General features: G+C 64.9%; 22 protein-coding genes. 15 read left to right on the top strand and 7 right to left on the bottom strand.

What is annotated here, in order from left to right:
* Window position 1: 1 nt before the first annotated feature.
* On the bottom strand, window positions 2-166 hold the full coding sequence (locus NSO95_RS14185) for a hypothetical protein (RefSeq protein WP_257596963.1): 165 nt from the start codon (window positions 164-166) through the stop codon (window positions 2-4).
* Window positions 167-293: 127 nt separating this feature from the next.
* Here NSO95_RS14185 and NSO95_RS14180 point away from each other — a divergent pair, with 127 nt between their 5' ends.
* A complete protein-coding gene (locus tag NSO95_RS14180; protein WP_257596962.1) occupies window positions 294-749 on the top strand; it encodes a PaaI family thioesterase in 456 nt (151 codons plus the stop codon).
* Between the two features lie 34 nt (window positions 750-783).
* Entirely contained in the window at window positions 784-1,149 is a 366-nt protein-coding gene (locus NSO95_RS14175; RefSeq protein WP_436278042.1) for a PaaI family thioesterase, read from the top strand.
* Here the strand turns inward: NSO95_RS14175 and NSO95_RS14170 are convergent.
* Both NSO95_RS14170 and cobS read right to left on the bottom strand, forming a co-directional pair.
* A complete protein-coding gene (locus NSO95_RS14170) occupies window positions 1,146-3,308 on the bottom strand; it encodes a transglycosylase domain-containing protein (protein WP_257596960.1) in 2,163 nt (720 codons plus the stop codon). The genes NSO95_RS14175 and NSO95_RS14170 overlap by 4 nt on opposite strands.
* 78 nt (window positions 3,309-3,386) lie before the next feature.
* Entirely contained in the window at window positions 3,387-4,382 is a 996-nt protein-coding gene (gene cobS / locus NSO95_RS14165; protein ID WP_257596959.1) for a cobaltochelatase subunit CobS, read from the bottom strand.
* Between the two features lie 90 nt (window positions 4,383-4,472).
* Between cobS and NSO95_RS14160 the strand changes: the two genes are divergently transcribed.
* Window positions 4,473-5,315 carry an oxygenase MpaB family protein gene (locus tag NSO95_RS14160; protein ID WP_257596958.1) on the top strand — a complete coding sequence of 281 codons (843 nt, stop codon included), beginning with the start codon at window positions 4,473-4,475 and terminating at the stop codon, window positions 5,313-5,315.
* A gap of 30 nt (window positions 5,316-5,345) precedes the next feature.
* Here the strand turns inward: NSO95_RS14160 and NSO95_RS14155 are convergent, their stop codons facing one another.
* From NSO95_RS14155 to NSO95_RS14145, 3 genes are all read right to left on the bottom strand, one after another.
* The gene (locus tag NSO95_RS14155) at window positions 5,346-5,714 is read right to left on the bottom strand and encodes a response regulator (protein WP_257596957.1); all 369 of its coding nucleotides are present in this window, start codon (window positions 5,712-5,714) and stop codon (window positions 5,346-5,348) included.
* Between the two features lie 101 nt (window positions 5,715-5,815).
* Window positions 5,816-6,844, bottom strand: coding sequence for a sensor histidine kinase (locus NSO95_RS14150; protein WP_257596956.1), 1,029 nt, complete (start codon window positions 6,842-6,844; stop codon window positions 5,816-5,818).
* Window positions 6,845-7,006: 162 nt separating this feature from the next.
* A complete protein-coding gene (locus NSO95_RS14145; RefSeq protein WP_257596955.1) occupies window positions 7,007-7,690 on the bottom strand; it encodes a winged helix-turn-helix transcriptional regulator in 684 nt (227 codons plus the stop codon).
* 73 nt (window positions 7,691-7,763) lie between these two features.
* On the opposite strand from NSO95_RS14145, the gene NSO95_RS14140 reads away from it, so the two are divergent.
* Genes NSO95_RS14140 through NSO95_RS14105 form a run of 8 tightly spaced genes read left to right on the top strand, consistent with a single transcriptional unit; the run spans window position 7,764 to window position 12,367 of the window.
* Complete coding sequence (locus NSO95_RS14140; protein WP_257596954.1) at window positions 7,764-8,195, top strand: VOC family protein; 432 nt, start codon at window positions 7,764-7,766, stop codon at window positions 8,193-8,195.
* Window positions 8,196-8,222: 27 nt separating this feature from the next.
* Window positions 8,223-8,588 (top strand): DUF1428 domain-containing protein, encoded by a 366-nt coding sequence (locus NSO95_RS14135; RefSeq protein ID WP_257596953.1) that lies wholly within the window; start codon window positions 8,223-8,225, stop codon window positions 8,586-8,588.
* 3 nt (window positions 8,589-8,591) lie between these two features.
* On the top strand, window positions 8,592-9,245 hold the full coding sequence (locus tag NSO95_RS14130) for a glutathione S-transferase family protein (RefSeq protein WP_257596952.1): 654 nt from the start codon (window positions 8,592-8,594) through the stop codon (window positions 9,243-9,245).
* Window positions 9,238-10,062, top strand: coding sequence for a VOC family protein (locus NSO95_RS14125; protein WP_257596951.1), 825 nt, complete (start codon window positions 9,238-9,240; stop codon window positions 10,060-10,062). Before NSO95_RS14130 ends, NSO95_RS14125 begins: the two co-directional genes overlap by 8 nt.
* A complete protein-coding gene (locus NSO95_RS14120) occupies window positions 10,062-10,547 on the top strand; it encodes a VOC family protein (protein ID WP_257596950.1) in 486 nt (161 codons plus the stop codon). Before NSO95_RS14125 ends, NSO95_RS14120 begins: the two co-directional genes overlap by 1 nt.
* A 3-nt stretch (window positions 10,548-10,550) precedes the next feature.
* Complete coding sequence (locus NSO95_RS14115) at window positions 10,551-11,225, top strand: dihydrofolate reductase family protein (RefSeq protein ID WP_257596949.1); 675 nt, start codon at window positions 10,551-10,553, stop codon at window positions 11,223-11,225.
* Complete coding sequence (locus tag NSO95_RS14110; RefSeq protein ID WP_301332666.1) at window positions 11,225-11,902, top strand: glutathione S-transferase family protein; 678 nt, start codon at window positions 11,225-11,227, stop codon at window positions 11,900-11,902. The genes NSO95_RS14115 and NSO95_RS14110 overlap by 1 nt, the downstream gene beginning before the upstream one ends.
* Before the next feature lie 12 nt (window positions 11,903-11,914).
* Entirely contained in the window at window positions 11,915-12,367 is a 453-nt protein-coding gene (locus tag NSO95_RS14105; protein ID WP_257596947.1) for an SRPBCC family protein, read from the top strand.
* Here the strand turns inward: NSO95_RS14105 and NSO95_RS14100 are convergent, their stop codons facing one another.
* Window positions 12,368-12,961 carry a J domain-containing protein gene (locus tag NSO95_RS14100; RefSeq protein WP_257596946.1) on the bottom strand — a complete coding sequence of 198 codons (594 nt, stop codon included), beginning with the start codon at window positions 12,959-12,961 and terminating at the stop codon, window positions 12,368-12,370. It lies immediately after the preceding gene.
* 15 nt (window positions 12,962-12,976) lie between these two features.
* On the opposite strand from NSO95_RS14100, the gene NSO95_RS14095 reads away from it, so the two are divergent.
* From NSO95_RS14095 to NSO95_RS14080, 4 genes are read left to right on the top strand one after another with little or no spacing between them, the layout of a single operon-like run.
* Complete coding sequence (locus tag NSO95_RS14095; RefSeq protein WP_436278041.1) at window positions 12,977-13,282, top strand: BolA family protein; 306 nt, start codon at window positions 12,977-12,979, stop codon at window positions 13,280-13,282.
* A gap of 4 nt (window positions 13,283-13,286) precedes the next feature.
* Window positions 13,287-14,126: a helix-turn-helix domain-containing protein gene (locus tag NSO95_RS14090; RefSeq protein ID WP_257596945.1), complete on the top strand. Its 840-nt coding sequence runs from the start codon at window positions 13,287-13,289 to the stop codon at window positions 14,124-14,126.
* Window positions 14,127-14,177: 51 nt separating this feature from the next.
* Window positions 14,178-15,059 (top strand): pirin family protein, encoded by an 882-nt coding sequence (locus tag NSO95_RS14085; protein ID WP_257596944.1) that lies wholly within the window; start codon window positions 14,178-14,180, stop codon window positions 15,057-15,059.
* 9 nt (window positions 15,060-15,068) lie between these two features.
* Entirely contained in the window at window positions 15,069-15,884 is an 816-nt protein-coding gene (locus NSO95_RS14080; RefSeq protein WP_257596943.1) for an SDR family NAD(P)-dependent oxidoreductase, read from the top strand.
* Window positions 15,885-15,886 lie beyond the last annotated feature (2 nt).

Genomic DNA, 15,886 nt, shown 5'->3' with positions numbered 1-15,886 from the left:
TTCAGAAGACCAGAGCTTCGGGCGGGATCATTTCATAGATGTAAACCATGATGATCAGGATCCGGTCATCGGTGGTTGCAGTAGCCAGGTCGGACAGCGAACCGAAAGCGCCGCTGGCCTCCGGCAGGTCGGGCAGGCTGGACAGGTCGATTTTGGGCAGGTGCATGGTCATTCCCCCTTGTCTGGCAGCCGCAGACGGAATGCCTGCGCTGCTGGTCGAGATTGCGGGTCGCAACGCCGCCAAGGAAATTAGAAGATTGCAAGTCCATCCGCCCTCCTCCTAAGCGAATGGGATGACATCGACAGTTGCCCGTTTCGATCCCGCGCGCGCGGCGAAATTCCTGCTCGGGCATGGCCACGCCGGGTGGCTCGGGCTGCGGTTCGTGGCGGCGGGTGACAACTGGGTCGAGCTGGAACTCCCCTGGCGCGAAGACCTGCTGGGCGAGCCGGACCGGCATGTCCTTGCCTCGGGTCCGATCGTCAGCCTGATGGACATGGCATCCGGCCTGTGCATCTGGACCGCGCGCAAGGAATTCGCGGCGATCGCCACGCTGGACCTGAGGGTCGACTACCAGCGGCCGGCGCGTGCGCGGGCGGCGGTGGTGGGGCATGCCGAATGCTACAAGGTCACCCGCTCCGCCGCCTTCGTGCGCGGGGTAGCGCATGATGGCGATCCCGGCGATCCGGTGGCCAATATCGCCGGGGTTTTCATGACCATCACGGGGGATACGCGCCGTGTCCCGCAATGAGAAAATGGCGGAGCTTCCGCCCTACGCACGTTCGATGGGTATCGCCGTCGACTCCTTAGAGGATGGCTTGCCGATCGTCGCGGTGGACTTCGCGCCCAATGTCGAGGGCCGACCGGGGGTGTTCCATGGCGGCGCGACGAGCGGATTGCTCGAAACCGCAGGCTATGCCGCGCTGCGCAGCGCGCTGGCAGACCGCGAGGTCCAGCCCCAACTGAAGCCGGTAAACATCACCGTCCAGTTCCTTTCCGCCGCGAAGAACCGGACCACTTACGCGAAGGCCCGGATCACCAAACTCGGCAGGCGAAATGCCAACCTGACGGTCGAGGCATGGCAAGAGGACCGCAAACGCCCTGTCGCGACCGCGGTGATGAACATTCTGGTCGTAAGTCCCGAAGTCTAGTTTTCCGCCGGCTCGGGCTCGCGCGGCTGTACCGAGAAACCACCGTCGTCGAGCCGCAGGTCGAGCGGAACCCCTTGTACCTCGGTAGAGACGGTGACCCCGTTCTCGCCAATGCTCATGGTCGGGCCGCCCTCGCCCAAGGGTATATCGTCCATCGGCTGGATCGGGCCGCTCGGGTTCGGCTGCGGCGTTTCGCGCCTGCTGGGCTCGCGCACTTCGCCCAGCGCCTGCTGCATGAAGTCGCGCCAGATGCGGGCAGGCAATCCTCCGCCGCTCACACCTTTCAGCGGCGTATTGTCGTCCTTGCCGATCCATACGCCGACCACGAGGTCCCCCGCATAGCCGATGAACAGCGCGTCGCGGTTTTCCTGGCTGGTGCCGGTCTTGCCGAAGTTCGGCCCGCGCAGCATCGCCGCGCGGCCGGTCCCCGCATTGATCGCCGCGCGCAGCAACTGCTCGATCGATGTGTGGGTCGAGGAGCCATAGCTGTCGGTCCCGCTCCACAGCCAGTCGAGCCAGCCCTCTTCCTCCGCCGGGAAAGCGCGCGGTTCGACCGGGAAGCTGTTGCCGGCAATCCCGGCATAGGCAGCGGTCATTTCGAGCAAAGTGGTGGTCGAGGTGCCGAGCGCGAGGCTGGGATCGCCCTCAGCCAGCGGCGACTTTATGCCGAGTGCGCGCGCCTGCCGGATCACCGCATCGCTGCCGACCCGGTCGAACAAGCGAACCGCCGCAACATTGCTCGACCGCGCGAAGGCCTGCTCCAGCGTCAGGCTCTCGCTGTAGTTCTCGCTCGCGTTCTTCGGGCGATAGCTGCCCTGTTCGATCGCGGTGTTGTCGATCAGGTCATCCGGCTCCATCCCCGCTTCGAGCGCGGCGAGATAGACGAACAGCTTGAAGGTCGATCCGGGCTGGCGCTTCGCCTGGGTGACGCGGTTGAAGGGCGAGGCGGAATAATCCTTGCCGCCGATCATCGCGACGACCTCGCCATTGGGCCGCATCGCCACAAGGGCCACTTGCGCCTCGCCCAGCGGCGCGCGCGTGACCACGCGGCGGGCGATATTCTGCAGCCGCGAATCGAGCGTCGTGGTCAGCGTCTGGCTGGCATAACCGCTCTGGGTCAGCTTGCGCGCCTCGGGCAGGGCCCAATCGGCAAAATAGGTGCCGGTGGGCAGGTCGTTCTTCGTCCGGTTGTCGATCCGGGGCGATGGCAGAGCAGCCGCTTCGGCTTCGGTCAGCTTCCCGTTCGCCACCATCGCATCGAGCACCATGTGCATGCGTTTTTCCGCCGCATCGTAGTTCTTGCGCGGATTGAACCGCGACGGGGCCTGCACCAGCCCTGCCAGCATCGCCGCCTGCTCGGGCTTCAGCTTCTCCGGCTTGCGGTAGAAGTAATGCATCGAGGCGGCACGCAGGCCGTAGACGTTGTCGCCGAAATAGGCGTTGGAGAGATAGCGTTCGAGGATCTGATCCTTGGTCAGCCAGCTCTCGAGCCAGAAGGCGATCAGCATTTCTCGCGCCTTGCGGGTCAGTGTCTGCTCGGGGGTCAGGAAGGTGAATTTGGCGAGCTGCTGGGTGATCGTGCTGCCGCCGCCGACCCCGGTGAACACCGCCCGTCCGATCCCGCGCGGATCGACCCCCCAGTGCGAATAGAACCGCCGGTCCTCGATCGACAGGAATGCGTCGACCACATGCGGCGGCAAATCGGATACCTTGACCGGATCGGCCACGATCGCGCCGTTGCGCGCAATCGGCGTGCCGTCCGCCGCGACCAGCGTCAGCTGCGGCGGGGCGATGGGCTGGAGCGATTTCGACAGCGGCGCGGTGATCGCGAGCCAGGCGACGAGGAGGATGAAAGCGAGGAAGGAACCGGCGACGATCCTCCCCGCCCACCAGCGCTTGCGCCGGCCCTTCCAGTATGCTGGCTTCCACCAGCGCAGTTTGGGCCGGGTCTGGTCGACCTGCTGTTCGAGCTGCTCGAGGCGGCGATCCCACTCGTCGTAATCCGGCGCGCGCGAACCCGAACGGTACAGCGGCAGGCCGTCCTCATCCTCGTCGGGTTCGCGCTGTTGCGATTCGTACAGCGCATAAAACCCGCGATGCGCCGGCGGCGCGCGGTTTGCCTTATCCCCCTTGCGGAACAGCTGGAAAATAGAAGCCATTCAGGCTGTGTTACCCCGCCAACACACCAATTGCGAGGGAAAATTCCTGTCCCATTTGTGATGAACCCGGGGTGAGCGCTATCGACCCGGCTTGACCACGCTTTCGGGCAGGTCTTCCCCGAACACGCGCTGGAAGTATTCGGCCACCAGCATCCGCTCCGCCTCGTCGCACTTGTTGAGGAAACTCAGACGGAAGGCGAAGCCGATGTTCTTGAAGATGGCTGCATTCTGCGCCCAGGTGATTACCGTACGCGGGCTCATGACGGTCGAGATGTCGCCGTTGATGAAGCCCTGCCGGGTCATGTCCGCGACCTTGACCATGTCGGCCACCGTCTTGGCGTCGGTCTCCGGGTTTTTCGCCTTGACGATCTGTTCTTCGGTTTCGGCGGGCAGGTAGTTGAGCCCGACGACGATGTTCCAGCGGTCCATCTGGCCCTGGTTGATCGCCTGCGTGCCGTGATAAAGCCCGCTGGTGTCGCCCAGCCCGACCGTGTTGGCAGTAGCGAACAGGCGGAAGCCCGGATCGGGGCGGATGACGCGGTTCTGGTCCAGCAAGGTGAGCTTGCCCTGCTGTTCGAGCACGCGCTGGATGACGAACATCACGTCCGGGCGGCCCGCATCGTATTCGTCGAACACCAGCGCCACCGGATGCTGGAGCGCCCAAGGGAGCAGCCCTTCGCGGAACTCGGTCACCTGCAGCCCGTCGCGCAGCACGATCGCATCGCGCCCGATCAGGTCGATGCGGCTGATATGCGCGTCGAGGTTGATCCGGATGCAAGGCCAGTTGAGGCGCGCCGCGACCTGTTCGATATGGGTCGACTTGCCGGTGCCGTGATAGCCCTGGATCATCACCCGCCGGTCGTGCGCGAAGCCGGCAAGGATCGCGAGCGTGGTGTCGGGATCGAACACATAGCTTTCGTCGAGATCGGGCACGCGGGCGTCGGCCTTGGAGAAGGCGGGGACTTTCCAGTCGATATCGATGCCGAAGGTTGCGCGCACATCCACCTCGGTGTCGGGGGCGGCGAGCACGGTTTTGTCGGATGCCTCGAAGGTCTTGTCGGTCATGTCGTTCATCTTGGCCGTTGCCTAGACGCGCGCGCGGGGCGCTGCAAGCATGTGCAGCGCAACATTCCATTCGCCCGCCGCAACCCTATATTGCCACTCATGGAATCGCTGCGCCCGTCGGAACGCATCCGCATGAAGCTGGTCGACAGCGTGCGCGCGGTGTTCAACGATGTCGAGGGCGGGCAGCAGCCGGTTGCGATCAGCGACGAGGCGCTGTTCGAGCGCGATTCGCCGATCCGCATGGTTCATGCCGATGTCGTGGGCATGATGATCGGCGGCATTCGTAGCCTGCTGATCCAGATGCTCCATCCGCATGCCTTGCAGGGTGTGCTCGACCATTCGGATTTTCGCAACGACATGCACGGCCGGCTGCGCCGGACCGCAAGGTTCATCGCGCAGACGACCTTCGCCAATCGCGACGAGGCGGAGGCAGCGATCGCGCGGGTCAACCGCATCCATGCGCGGGTGACCGGCACGCTGCCCGACGGATCGCCCTATGCGGCAAACGATCCGCGCACGCTGGCGTGGGTGCACGTGGCGGAGGCGACCAGCTTCCTCGAGGCCTATCTGCGCTACGTCCGGCCCGCCATGCCATTTGCCGAGCAGGACGAATATTTCCGCCAGTTCGCCTTGATCGCCCGCAAGCTCGGGGCCGATCCGGTACCGGAGACGAAGAACGAGGCGGAAAAGCTGCTCCGCGAAATGCGGAGCGATCTGCGCTATTCGCCCGAGGCGAAAGAGGTGGCGCGGCTGGTGCTCAGCCAACGAACGAAGGGCGCACCGCGCGGCGTGCAGGCGACGCTCGGGACGGCGGCCGTGGATATCCTGCCGCCCTACGCGCGGCAGATGCTGGGGCTGGAGCGACCCGGCCTCGGTGTTCTGCCAGCGCGGGCCGCAAGCTGGGGCATGGGCAAGACGCTACGCTGGGCGTTCCGGCAGTAACTCCGGGGGTAGTAGGGTTTCAGCCCGGCTTCAGCGGACCGCGGTGTGCTGCACAGGATGCTCGATGGCCCGCTTGATGGCTGCTTCGAGCAATGGCAGCGAAAATGGCTTCAGGACAATCACCGCGCCCGGAAGCTCTTCCAGAACTTCCTCGCCACTCCCTGTCATGAACACGACCGGGATAGGCTTGCCAGAGCAAATCGCCTTGACGGCATCGGTTCCGGTTCCATCGCTGATCCGGTGATCCGCGACGATGAGGTCGGGGCATCGATTGCCTGCCGCTTCGATGGCACCTGCCACCGTGTCAGCAAAAGCGAATGTCGTGTATCCGAGCTCGATCAGCGCATCTTCGATCGCGAGCGCGATCAGATACTCGTCTTCGATGATGAGGGCCTGCATTAAACTCCCTTTGAAGGCTCGGGCGCCTGGGCAGATAAGCTAGACTACGGGCTCGCTGTTGCACCGGATCGCGCCCCGAACTTGTCGGCTTTTGCGGTTGTTTACATCTTGTTTCGATGAGTGATCGAGACGATACAGCCGGGATGGGCATCCGTCACTGCGACGGTTGCCTTGAGCTGCTTCGCTAGTGCGTTGACGATGCCTGTGCCGAGGCCCGGCTTCCCGCTTTCATGGGCCCCTTCAATGCCAACACCGTCGTCTGCCACGCTCAGTATCCAACCGTCATCCGTGGCGTGATACCCGATGCGGATCGTGCCCTTGGCTTCATCCGGATAAGCGTGTTTGAGCGAGTTGATCACCAGCTCTGTGACAATGAGGCCCATGCTCACTGATCTGTCGGCGGAGGTGACGCTGTCGTCCGAGTCGACCACAAGGAACAGCAGTGCGGGATCGGGAATCATCGAAGCACCGATGCTGGCACACAAATCGGTGAAATAGGGCCGCAAAGCGACCTCGCCCGTGGCGCTCGAAGCCAGTTGGCGCTGGAGAGTGGCAACGGACATCACCCGGTGGTGGGCATCGCGCAAGTGCGTGCGCGTCTCTTCGGACTGGGCAATCCGCACACGCTGCATGAGGACACTCGCGATGATCTGAAGGCTGTTTGCCACACGATGATTCAGTTCCTGGAGCAGGACCTGCTTTTCCTGCACCAAAGCGTCGTTTTCCCGCCTGGATTTCAGCGCTTCGGTGACGTCGGTAATCGCTACAGCAAGCCGAAGTGCCTCACTTTCATGCCGTTCGAGCACATGGGCATGGATCACCAGGTTGCGTGTCGGTTGATCAGGGCGAACGAGATCGACTTCATAGGCCTCGATTTCGGCCTGTCCGGCTGCGGTCGCTTTCAGCAGTGATTTCAGTTGCGGGATGTCCCATTCCCCTTCACCCAGCTCGAACAGCTCCTTGCCTACCACGCCGTCGCAATCGATCGAGAAGTTGCGGCAGAACGAACCGCTGGCAGCCTTCACCACGAGCTCCTCGTTGAGCAGGATGAGCGGAGTACTGGATGACATGACCAAGGCCATGCCCAGACTACCTGTGGATTCAGGCTTCATAGCTTTGATGGGTTCCATGGCCGAGGCCTTCGGATGCAGGAGACTCGCGGGACGAAAGCCTTACCCGGCGCTCGCTATCGTGCTTACCACCTCCGGCGAACTCGGAGAGAAAACCTCTTTAGCACGAATGCTGCGCAAACATGGCACCCTATTTTGGCCATGGCCGCGGGGCCAGCAAAACTAGGCGAGCTTCGGCGGGAGTGAGAACAGCGCGACGAAGCGCATGGCAAGATCGCGGTCGCCTTCGATGCTGAGGCCTGCCCCGGCTTCGAGCTCCTCCCACGGCACCCCGGCATAGATGCCCCCGGCAATGATCGACGCGAGCGGGGCGCGGAAAAGCGCGTCTGCCTGCTCGATGCCGCCACGCCGGATCGGCAGCTCACCCGCGCACGGCCTAGCCAGAAACTCTTCATCGCCAATCGCGAAACCGACCTTTCCCTCAATCGTGCCGGTGCGCGTGTAATCGGCCATGGTGCGCATCGACAGCATCAGCGAGACCGGCGACAGCGGGAGCAGCGGATCGTGGCCGGAGGACATCGCCGCCCAGCGCCCGATTTCCTGCAGGATCGGCTCGGCAGCATATCCCCATGCGGTGAGTTCATAGACCTGCGCCTTGCCGGGCGGCGGCAGCTGGCGGCGGACCAGCGCGCCCGCTTGCTCCAGCCCGGCGAGCCGCTCGGTCAGCACCTTGGCCGATATTCCGGGCAGGCTGGCGCGAAGGTCGGAAAATCGCCGCGGTCCGAGCATTAGTTCACGCAGGACAAGCAGCGCCCAGCGCTCGCCCACCAGCTCCATCCCGTAGGCGGTGCCGCAGGCGTCGTCATACCACTTGCCATGGATAGAAGTTTCATTTGGTAACTTCATAGTTGTTTTTGGTAACTCAAAGGTCCATCAAAGGCAAGTGCCGATTCGCGGGACCTGAGGAGAGGAAACCGCCATGACCAAGATGATTTTCATCAACCTGCCCGTCACCGACCTCGCACGATCGATCGCGTTCTACCAAGCGGTGGGGTTCGAGCAGAACCCGCAGTTCAGCAACGATATGGCGTCCTGCATGGTCTGGTCGGAGGCGATCCATGTCATGCTGCTGACGCATGATTTCTGGAAGACCTTCACCTCGAAGGAGATACCCGATGCCCACCGCGCCGCGCAGGTGCTGCTGTGCATCAGCCGGGATTCGAAGGAGGAGGTGGAGAGCATCGTGAACCAGGCGGTCGACGCAGGCGGAAAGCCGGACCCGACCCCGGTGCAGGATATGGGGTTCATGTACGGCCGCAGCTTCGAGGACCCGGACGGCCATATCTGGGAGACAATGTGGATGGACCCGCAGGCCGCCGCTGACGGCCCGCCCGCCGAAGGCACGGCGTAAATCCGCGACATTCGAAGGAGAGAGACGATGTATGTACAAGGTTTCGTGATCCCCGTGCCCGAGGGCAAGAAGGACGCCTATCGCGAAGTGGCCGAGAAGTTCTGGCCGATTGCGAAAGACCATGGCGCGCTGTCGCAGGTCGAATGCTGGGAAGCCGACGTCAAGGACGGCACCACCACCGATTTCCGCATGGCGGTGAAGGCGGAAGGCGGCGAGAAGATCGTCTTCAGCTGGATGACCTGGCCCGACAAGGCAACCGCCGACGCGAGCCACGACAAGTTGATGGCCGACCCCAGGATGGCCGAACACTTCGGCGACGGCAGCGACATGCCGTTCGACGGCAAGCGGATGATCTTCGGCGGGTTCGAACCGATCTTCGAACAGCAAGCCTGAGCCGTGACCGATCCGGTTACCATCTGGACGCTCGACTGGGTGCCGGAAGGCCCGCGCGGCTTCGTTCGCGACTTGCGGCTGCGCTGGGCGTGCGAGGAAGCCGGCATTCCCTACCGGATCGCGACCGTTCCTTTCGACGGCCGGGAGACAAACCACCTCGACCGCCAGCCGTTCGGCCAGGTTCCGATGCTGGAGGATGGCGAAATTCGCCTGTTCGAAAGCGGCGCGTGCCTGCTCCACCTCGCGCGCAAGAGCGAAGCGCTCCTGCCGCGCGATCCCGCGGGGGAGGCGGAATGCGTCCAGTGGCTGATGGCCGCGCTAAACACGATCGAGATGGTCACCATGCCGTGGGTCGTGCTGCAATGGTCCGAGCAGGACATTCCGGCGATTTCCGACTGGATGGACCGACGCCTCGCCCAGATGGAGGCCGTGCTGGCCACCCGTGAGTGGCTGGTCGCAGGCCGCTTCACGGTGGCGGACCTGGTCATGGCGGATGTTCTGAGGCTCGACATGCTGCGCGGCCGGGGCGATCGTCCCGCGAGCGAGGCCTATGTCGACCGCATTTTGGCGCGGCCCGCATTCCGAAAGGCCCATGCCGAACAGATCGCGCAATTCGAGACGGCGGATGCCGCACGCAAGGAGAGTAACGATGGCTAATCACCATGGCGATTTCATCTGGTACGAACTGATGACCACCGACCGCGCGGGAGCGGAGGCATTCTACGGCCCCTTGCTGGATTGGCGCTTCGGCGGCGGTGACGACTACCGTCATATCGAGGCCAGCGAGAGCCAGATCGGCGGCGTCCTGCAATTGACCGACGAGATGACCTCGGGCGGGGCCCGGCCGGGTTGGCTGGGCTATGTCTCTGCCGACGATACGGACAAGATGGCCGCCTTGATCGAGGCGGATGGCGGGCGCATCGCCATGCCCGCGCGCGACATCGAGGGCGCGGGCCGCGTGGCGATGGTGACCGACCCGCAGGGCGCGCCCTTCTACGTGATGACCCCCAAGCCGCCCGAGGGGGTCGAGAACCCGGAAAGCCACGCCTTCTCCTACGACCGGCCGCGCCAGGGGCATTGCGCGTGGAACGAGTTGATGACCAGCGACCCCGAGGCCGCGAGGCACTTCTACGCCAAGCATTTCGGCTGGGTGAAAGGCGGCGAGATGGATATGGGCCCGCTCGGCACATACGAATTCCTGCGCCACAGCGGACGGGCACCGGAAGGCACGCCGATGGGTGTCGGCATACTCGGCGCGGTCATGCCGATGATGCCCGAAGGCCCGCCGATGCCGATGTGGACCTTCTACTTCCGCGTCCCCGACATCGACGCCGCGGTTAATGCGATCCGGGACGGCGGGGGGACCCTGTTCCAGGAGCCGATGGAGATTCCCGGCGGCGAATATTCGCTCAACGCGAGCGATCCGCAGGGCGCGAGCTTCGGCCTCGTCGGGCCGCGGAAGGGAGCAGAGTGATGGCCGACAGCAAAATCGCCACCTGCCTGTGGTTCGAGCGCGACGCGCATGAAGCGGCGCAGCTCTATTGCGGGCTGTTCCCCGACAGCCGGATCGAGCGGGTCGATACCGCGCCCGGCGACTATCCCGGCGGCAAGGCGGGGGATGTGCTGACGGTCGGTTTCACGCTGCTGGGCCAGCCCTTCATGGGGCTCAACGGAAAGGCGGAGAACGGCTTCACCGATGCGATCAGCTTCCAGGTGTTTACCGACAGCCAGGAGGAGACCGACCGCTATTGGGCAGCGCTGACCGCCGATGGCGGCGGCGAGATGGCGTGCAGCTGGTGCTTCGACCGCTTCGGCATGCGCTGGCAGATCGTCCCGCGCGTGCTGATGGACGGGCTGGGCCACCCCGATCCTGCGGCCAAGGCGCGCGTCTTCGCGGCCATGCAAGCGATGGTGAAAATCGACCATGCGGCAATTGAAGCCGCGATCCGGGGAGACTGAGCGATGCCCCGCACAATCACCGGTGCCGCCTTCTTGTCGCTTGACGGGGTGATGCAAGCCCCCGGCGGTCCGACCGAAGACCCGACCGGCGGCTTCGACCAGGGCGGCTGGGTGTTCAAGCTGTGGGATGACGGGATCAACGAAACGCTCGGCTCGCTGTTTGCAGGCGAATACGACCTGCTGCTCGGCCGCCGTACCTACGATATCTTCGCCGCCTACTGGCCTTATGCGACAGGCGACAACAAGCCGATGAGCGAGGCCTTCGGGCGGGCGAACAAATATGTCCTGACGCGCGGCGAACAGCCGCTCGATTGGGAGAATAGCCACCGGATGCGCGGGATCGAGGACGTAGCCGCTATCAAGGCACAGGACGGCGCGGATATCATCATCCAAGGGTCGAGCACGCTCTATCCCGCATTGCTCGCGGCGGGCCTGATCGACCGGCTGATCACCATGACCTATCCGGTGCTGCTCGGCAGCGGGAAGCGGCTGTTCTGCGAAGGCACGCCGGCGGATCTGCTGACCGTTACCGACCACCGCGTGACGGCCAAGGGCACGGTCATAACAACCTACAAGCCCGGCGGCACGCTGCCCCCCTACCCGCCCGAAGGCCCCATCCCATCCACCAGCGACCGCGAACTGGCGCGGCAGAGACGAATGGCGGAGGGCAACTGGTGATGCTCGAACTCCACGGCCACCCCTTTTCCTCCTACACGTGGAAGGCACTGATCCCGCTCTATGCCAACGGGACGGAGTTCACTTTCCGAGAGATCGACCAGTCGGTGCCGAAGTTCGAAAGCTTCACCGGGCGGGCGCACCCTTCCGGCCAGTTCCCGGTGCTGGTCGATGGCGGGCAGGTGGTGGTCGAATCGACCAGCATCGTCGAACATCTCGCGGTCCACTATCCCGGCCCGGCTCCGCTCATTCCCGCCGACCCGGCCCAGGCCGCAGTGGCGCGGATGCTCGACCGGGTGTTCGACAACTATGTGATGGGCAATATGCAGCGGGTGATCGCTGCGCATTTCGTCGACCGGGACGATCCCGCTGCGGGGGGCCTGCGCGCCGAACCCTACGAACCCGAGATCGCTGCCGGAAAGGCGGGCCTGCGCCGGGCTTACGCCTGGCTCGAAAGGTGGCTCGAGGCAAACGTCCTGCCGCCGCACGTCAGCCTCGTCACCTGCGCCGCCGCGCCCGCACTGTTCTACGCCGACTGGGTCGAGCCGATCCCAGCTTCGTGCCCGCGGCTTGCAGCCCTCCGGGCCGAACTGCTCGCGCTGCCGGCGGTCGTGCGCTGCGTCGAGGATGCCCGCCCCTATCGTGCATACTTTCCCTATGGCGCGCCCGACCGGGACTGACTGGAGACTACCATGCACCAACTTACGCTCACCCGCTTCATCGCCGCCACGCCCGAGGCGGTGTGGGACGTCCTCGCCAACCGGCAGGAAGAATGGTTCTGCCCCAAACCCTGGCGCGCCGAGGTCACCGCGCAGGAGCGGCGGGCGGGCGGACGCAGCGCGATCACCATGTACGGGCCCGACGGCGAGGTGATGCCCAACGAGGGCATCTTCCTCGCCTGGGATGAAGGCCGCCGCTTCGTCACCACCGACGCCTGCACCGCCGATTTCGAACCCTCAGGCCCGTTCATGATCGGCATCTGGGAAATCGAACCCGCGAGCGAAGGCGGCGTGGAGGGCACGCGCTACACCGCCAGCGCACGGCACTGGTCGGAGGAAGCCATGCAGCAGCACGAGGCAATGGGCTTCACCGAAGGCTGGGGCGCATGCGCCGACCAGCTCAAGGCACTGTGCGAAGCCGGTTGATCAGGCGAAGACCCGTGACTTCTTGAGCAGCTGGTAGGCCTCGACTACCCGGCCCAGCCGTGCCTCGAACTTGCGGTCGCCCCCGTTGCGGTCAGGGTGGTAGCGGCGCACCAGCTCGGAATAGCGGCGGCGCAGCTTCTGGCGGTCGACATCGAGGCCGAGACCCATCGTGTCGAGCGCCCTTGCCTCGTCGGGGCTGAACCGCCCGTCCATCTCCATCTCCGCTTCGCGGCGGGCGCGGCTCTTGATCCCGTTGGCGCGGGCGGAGATTGCGTCGAGCGGGTCGTCGTAGTCCGCCCAGCGCGGCATCCCGTCGACCCCCGCCGTCGGGCGGAAGGCGCGCGTCTCGGTCTGCCAGCCGGCGATGGGGGACTGGGCGGAGAGGATTTCTTCCGCGCTCATCCCCTCGAACCAGTCGTATCCGGCGTTGAATTCGCGCACATGGTCGAGACAGAACCAGCGCCATTCACCCGGCCCGTCGAACGAGCCGCCGCGCGCGCCCGGCGCGCGAAACTCGCCCGGTTCGCGGCATCCCGGGTGCTGGCACATGCGCTGCGCATCTTCGTAACGGCCATGGAATCGCGTCTGCTTCACCGCATAAGGATGGGCATGGACAAGCCGGAAGTGAAGCCCCAAAGAGACGCCATGGGGACAAGGGTTGCAGAGGAAATCGAAGACTTGCTGCGCGCGGCCTTTGCGCCGACGCGACTGGAAGTCATCAACGACAGCGCGAAGCACAGCGGCCATTCGGGCGATGATGGCAGCGGGGAATCGCATTTCACGATTGTCATCGAAAGCGCTGCCTTTGTCGGCGTTTCCCGGCTTGAACGCCAGCGCATGGTCAACCGCTCATTGGGCGACATACCCGGACAGAGGGTGCACGCGCTGGCGATAAAGGCATCCACTCCGGACTGAGCTGATGCTGCTGTCGCGCACATTCCGCCCTTCGGAGGCCCTCGCCCCCTTTGTGCGGCGGTTCTATGTCTTCGAAGCCGAACTGCCGGAAGAGATGGTCATCGAGGATTTCCTCCTGGCGGAAACGGCCTTCGTGCGCTGTCTGCTCAAGGGTGACTGGAAGGGCGAAGTGGCACCGGGGGAATGGAGCCAGCCGGGCCGGACGCTGTTTTTCGGTGCCAACGCCCGTCCCTTTGGCGTCCGTGTCCAGGGCAGCTTCGCGGTCGCCGGATTCGCGATCCGTCCGAGCGGGTGGAAAGGTCTGTTCGAAAGCTCGCATCGCGAATTCGCCGACCGGCTGCTGACCCTGCAGGAACTGTGGGGCGATATTGCCGACACGATGCAGGCCGGGGTCGAGCAGGCGAGCGACGATGCGGGCAAGCTCGCTGCGATGGAAGGCGCCATAACCGAGCGGCTCGATGCCATCGGCACCCGCCGGACGGACAGGCAGATGGCAAAGTTCGAGGTATTCGCCCGCACCGACAGCGGCATCAGGGTGGAGGATGCCGCGCGCGAGGTCGGTCTCTCGGTCCGCCAGCTCGAGCGGCGGTGCCAGTACACATTCGGCCTCACACCCAAGGCGATCCTGCGCCGCAGCCGCTTCCTCGACATGGCGACCGCGATGCGCGGCTTTTCCAGTCCGAGCGACCACGATCTCGCCAGCTTGCGCTATTTCGACCAGTCGCATGTCGCGCGCGAGTTCCGGCGCTTCACCGGGATGACCCCGACCGAATTCACCAACCGGGTGACCCCGCTCCAGACCGCCGGGCTCAAGTTGCGCGAGGAAAGCCGGTTCGAGGATTGATCGCCGACAAGGCCCTTCCCCCGCTCGTTGGGTCGTGACACAATCGCCCGCATGTTCGAACAGACCATCACCCCCGTTACCCACGATCTCGGCCAATTCGAGGTGCGGCGGGCGATTCCTTCGCGCGCACGCACCATGGTCGGCCCGTTCATCTTCGTCGACCAGTTCGGCCCAGCGCAGCTCGATATCGGCAGCGGGATGGACGTGCGGCCGCATCCGCACATCAACCTCGCCACTGTGACCTGGCTCTTCGAGGGCGCGATCGACCACCGCGACAGCATCGGCAGCTTCTCCACCATCCGCCCCGGCACGGTAAACCTTATGACCGCCGGGCGCGGGATCGTCCATTCCGAACGCAGCCCGCAGGCGGAGCGCGATGCCGGGCCGCGCCTCTACGGCATGCAGACCTGGCTCGCCCTGCCTGACGGGTGCGAGGAGATCGACCCCGCGTTCGAAGCCATTGCGGACTTGCCGGTGGTCGAGGACCAATGCGCGAAGGCGACGGTCATCATGGGCGAGCTGTGGGGCAAGCGCGCGCCGACCACCACCCATGCCGACACCATCTATGCCGAGATCGTTCTCGCCCCGACCGGTGCCCTGCCGGTCGAGATCAGCGCGGACGAACGCGCGGTGATGCTGGTCGGCGGCGAGGCGAGCGTCGACGGGCAAGCGCTCGGGCTTTACGAACTGACCGTGCTCGCGCCGGGACGCACCATGACGCTGGCCAGCGAACGCGGTGGGCGGGTGATGCTGCTCGGCGGCGAGGCATTCAAGACCAAGCGCCATGTGTGGTGGAACTTCGTCAGCTCCGACCATGACCGCATCCGGCAGGCTCGCGACGACTGGACCGCAGGCCGCTTCCCCACTGTCCCGGGCGATGCGGAGGAATTCATCCCCCTGCCCGACAAGCCAAAGACCGTCAGCTACCCCTAAGGAGAGGATATGGATTTCGCAGGACAGGTTGCCTGGATCACCGGCGCGAGTTCAGGTATCGGCGCGGCGCTGGCGCGCGAACTGGCGGGGCGCGGGGTGAATTGCATCCTCTCGGGTCGCGACGAAGCGCGGCTGCAAGCGGTGGCGGACGACCTCGCTGCCGAGGCGCTGATCCTGCCGTTCGACGTGCGCGACGATGCGGCTCTGGCCGATGCCACTGCGCAGGCGATCGGCTGGAAGGGGCAGGTCGATATCGCCATCGCCAATGCAGGCATCTCGCAGCGCAGCCGCGCGACGCGCACCGACATGGCGGTGTACCGCGAAATCATCGACGTCGACCTCACCGCGCAGATCGCCTTCAGCCAGGGGCTGATCGGCCATATGAGCGAGCGCGGCAGCGGGCACCTGCTGTTCATTTCCTCGATCGCGGGCAAGGTCGGGGTGCCGATGCGCACCGCCTATTGCGCTGCCAAGTTCGGGCTGGCGGGCTATGCCGATGCCCTGCGCGCCGAGCTGTCGCCCTCCGGCGTGGAGGTGCATGTGATCTACCCCGGCTCGGTCGCGACCGATGTTTCGCGCAATGCGCTGACTGCCGACGGCAGCAGGCGGGGCAAGAGCGACAAGGCGATCGACGAGGGTATTCCCGCCGGTGAAGCCGCGAAGACCATGATTGATGCCATGGCGCTGAACCAGCGCGAGATCATCGTCGCGCGCGGAATGGAGCAAGCGATGGGCGAGCTCCGCCGCACCCCCGACCAGCTGTTCGACCAGGTCGCGGCGATGGTCGCCAACGGTTATATGGAGAAGATGGAGGCCGAGGGCTGAGC

Origin of the sequence: Parerythrobacter lacustris (assembly GCF_024626475.1) — a bacterium.
Taxonomy (GTDB): Bacteria; Pseudomonadota; Alphaproteobacteria; order Sphingomonadales; family Sphingomonadaceae; genus Parerythrobacter_A; species Parerythrobacter_A lacustris.
Note: the sequence above shows the minus strand (reverse complement) of the source record. Positions and strands in the feature narration are given on the sequence as shown.

Bases quoted from the DNA above. Each gene is read 5' to 3' on its own strand.
- NSO95_RS14115 (WP_257596949.1), top strand. From the start codon at position 10,551: ATGCCCCGCACAATCACCGGTGCCGCCTTCTTGTCGCTTGACGGGGTG.
- NSO95_RS14180 (WP_257596962.1), top strand. From the start codon at position 294: ATGACATCGACAGTTGCCCGTTTCGATCCCGCGCGCGCGGCGAAATTC.
- NSO95_RS14125 (WP_257596951.1), top strand. From the start codon at position 9,238: ATGGCTAATCACCATGGCGATTTCATCTGGTACGAACTGATGACCACC.
- NSO95_RS14150 (WP_257596956.1), bottom strand. From the start codon at position 6,844: ATGGAACCCATCAAAGCTATGAAGCCTGAATCCACAGGTAGTCTGGGC.
- NSO95_RS14120 (WP_257596950.1), top strand. From the start codon at position 10,062: ATGGCCGACAGCAAAATCGCCACCTGCCTGTGGTTCGAGCGCGACGCG.
- NSO95_RS14135 (WP_257596953.1), top strand. From the start codon at position 8,223: ATGTATGTACAAGGTTTCGTGATCCCCGTGCCCGAGGGCAAGAAGGAC.
- cobS (WP_257596959.1), bottom strand. From the start codon at position 4,382: ATGAACGACATGACCGACAAGACCTTCGAGGCATCCGACAAAACCGTG.
- NSO95_RS14155 (WP_257596957.1), bottom strand. From the start codon at position 5,714: ATGCAGGCCCTCATCATCGAAGACGAGTATCTGATCGCGCTCGCGATC.
- NSO95_RS14080 (WP_257596943.1), top strand. From the start codon at position 15,069: ATGGATTTCGCAGGACAGGTTGCCTGGATCACCGGCGCGAGTTCAGGT.
- NSO95_RS14105 (WP_257596947.1), top strand. From the start codon at position 11,915: ATGCACCAACTTACGCTCACCCGCTTCATCGCCGCCACGCCCGAGGCG.
- NSO95_RS14140 (WP_257596954.1), top strand. From the start codon at position 7,764: ATGACCAAGATGATTTTCATCAACCTGCCCGTCACCGACCTCGCACGA.
- NSO95_RS14170 (WP_257596960.1), bottom strand. From the start codon at position 3,308: ATGGCTTCTATTTTCCAGCTGTTCCGCAAGGGGGATAAGGCAAACCGC.
- NSO95_RS14095 (WP_436278041.1), top strand. From the start codon at position 12,977: ATGGACAAGCCGGAAGTGAAGCCCCAAAGAGACGCCATGGGGACAAGG.
- NSO95_RS14090 (WP_257596945.1), top strand. From the start codon at position 13,287: ATGCTGCTGTCGCGCACATTCCGCCCTTCGGAGGCCCTCGCCCCCTTT.
- NSO95_RS14145 (WP_257596955.1), bottom strand. From the start codon at position 7,690: ATGAAGTTACCAAATGAAACTTCTATCCATGGCAAGTGGTATGACGAC.
- NSO95_RS14185 (WP_257596963.1), bottom strand. From the start codon at position 166: ATGCACCTGCCCAAAATCGACCTGTCCAGCCTGCCCGACCTGCCGGAG.
- NSO95_RS14110 (WP_301332666.1), top strand. From the start codon at position 11,225: ATGCTCGAACTCCACGGCCACCCCTTTTCCTCCTACACGTGGAAGGCA.
- NSO95_RS14160 (WP_257596958.1), top strand. From the start codon at position 4,473: ATGGAATCGCTGCGCCCGTCGGAACGCATCCGCATGAAGCTGGTCGAC.
- NSO95_RS14175 (WP_436278042.1), top strand. From the start codon at position 784: ATGGGTATCGCCGTCGACTCCTTAGAGGATGGCTTGCCGATCGTCGCG.
- NSO95_RS14085 (WP_257596944.1), top strand. From the start codon at position 14,178: ATGTTCGAACAGACCATCACCCCCGTTACCCACGATCTCGGCCAATTC.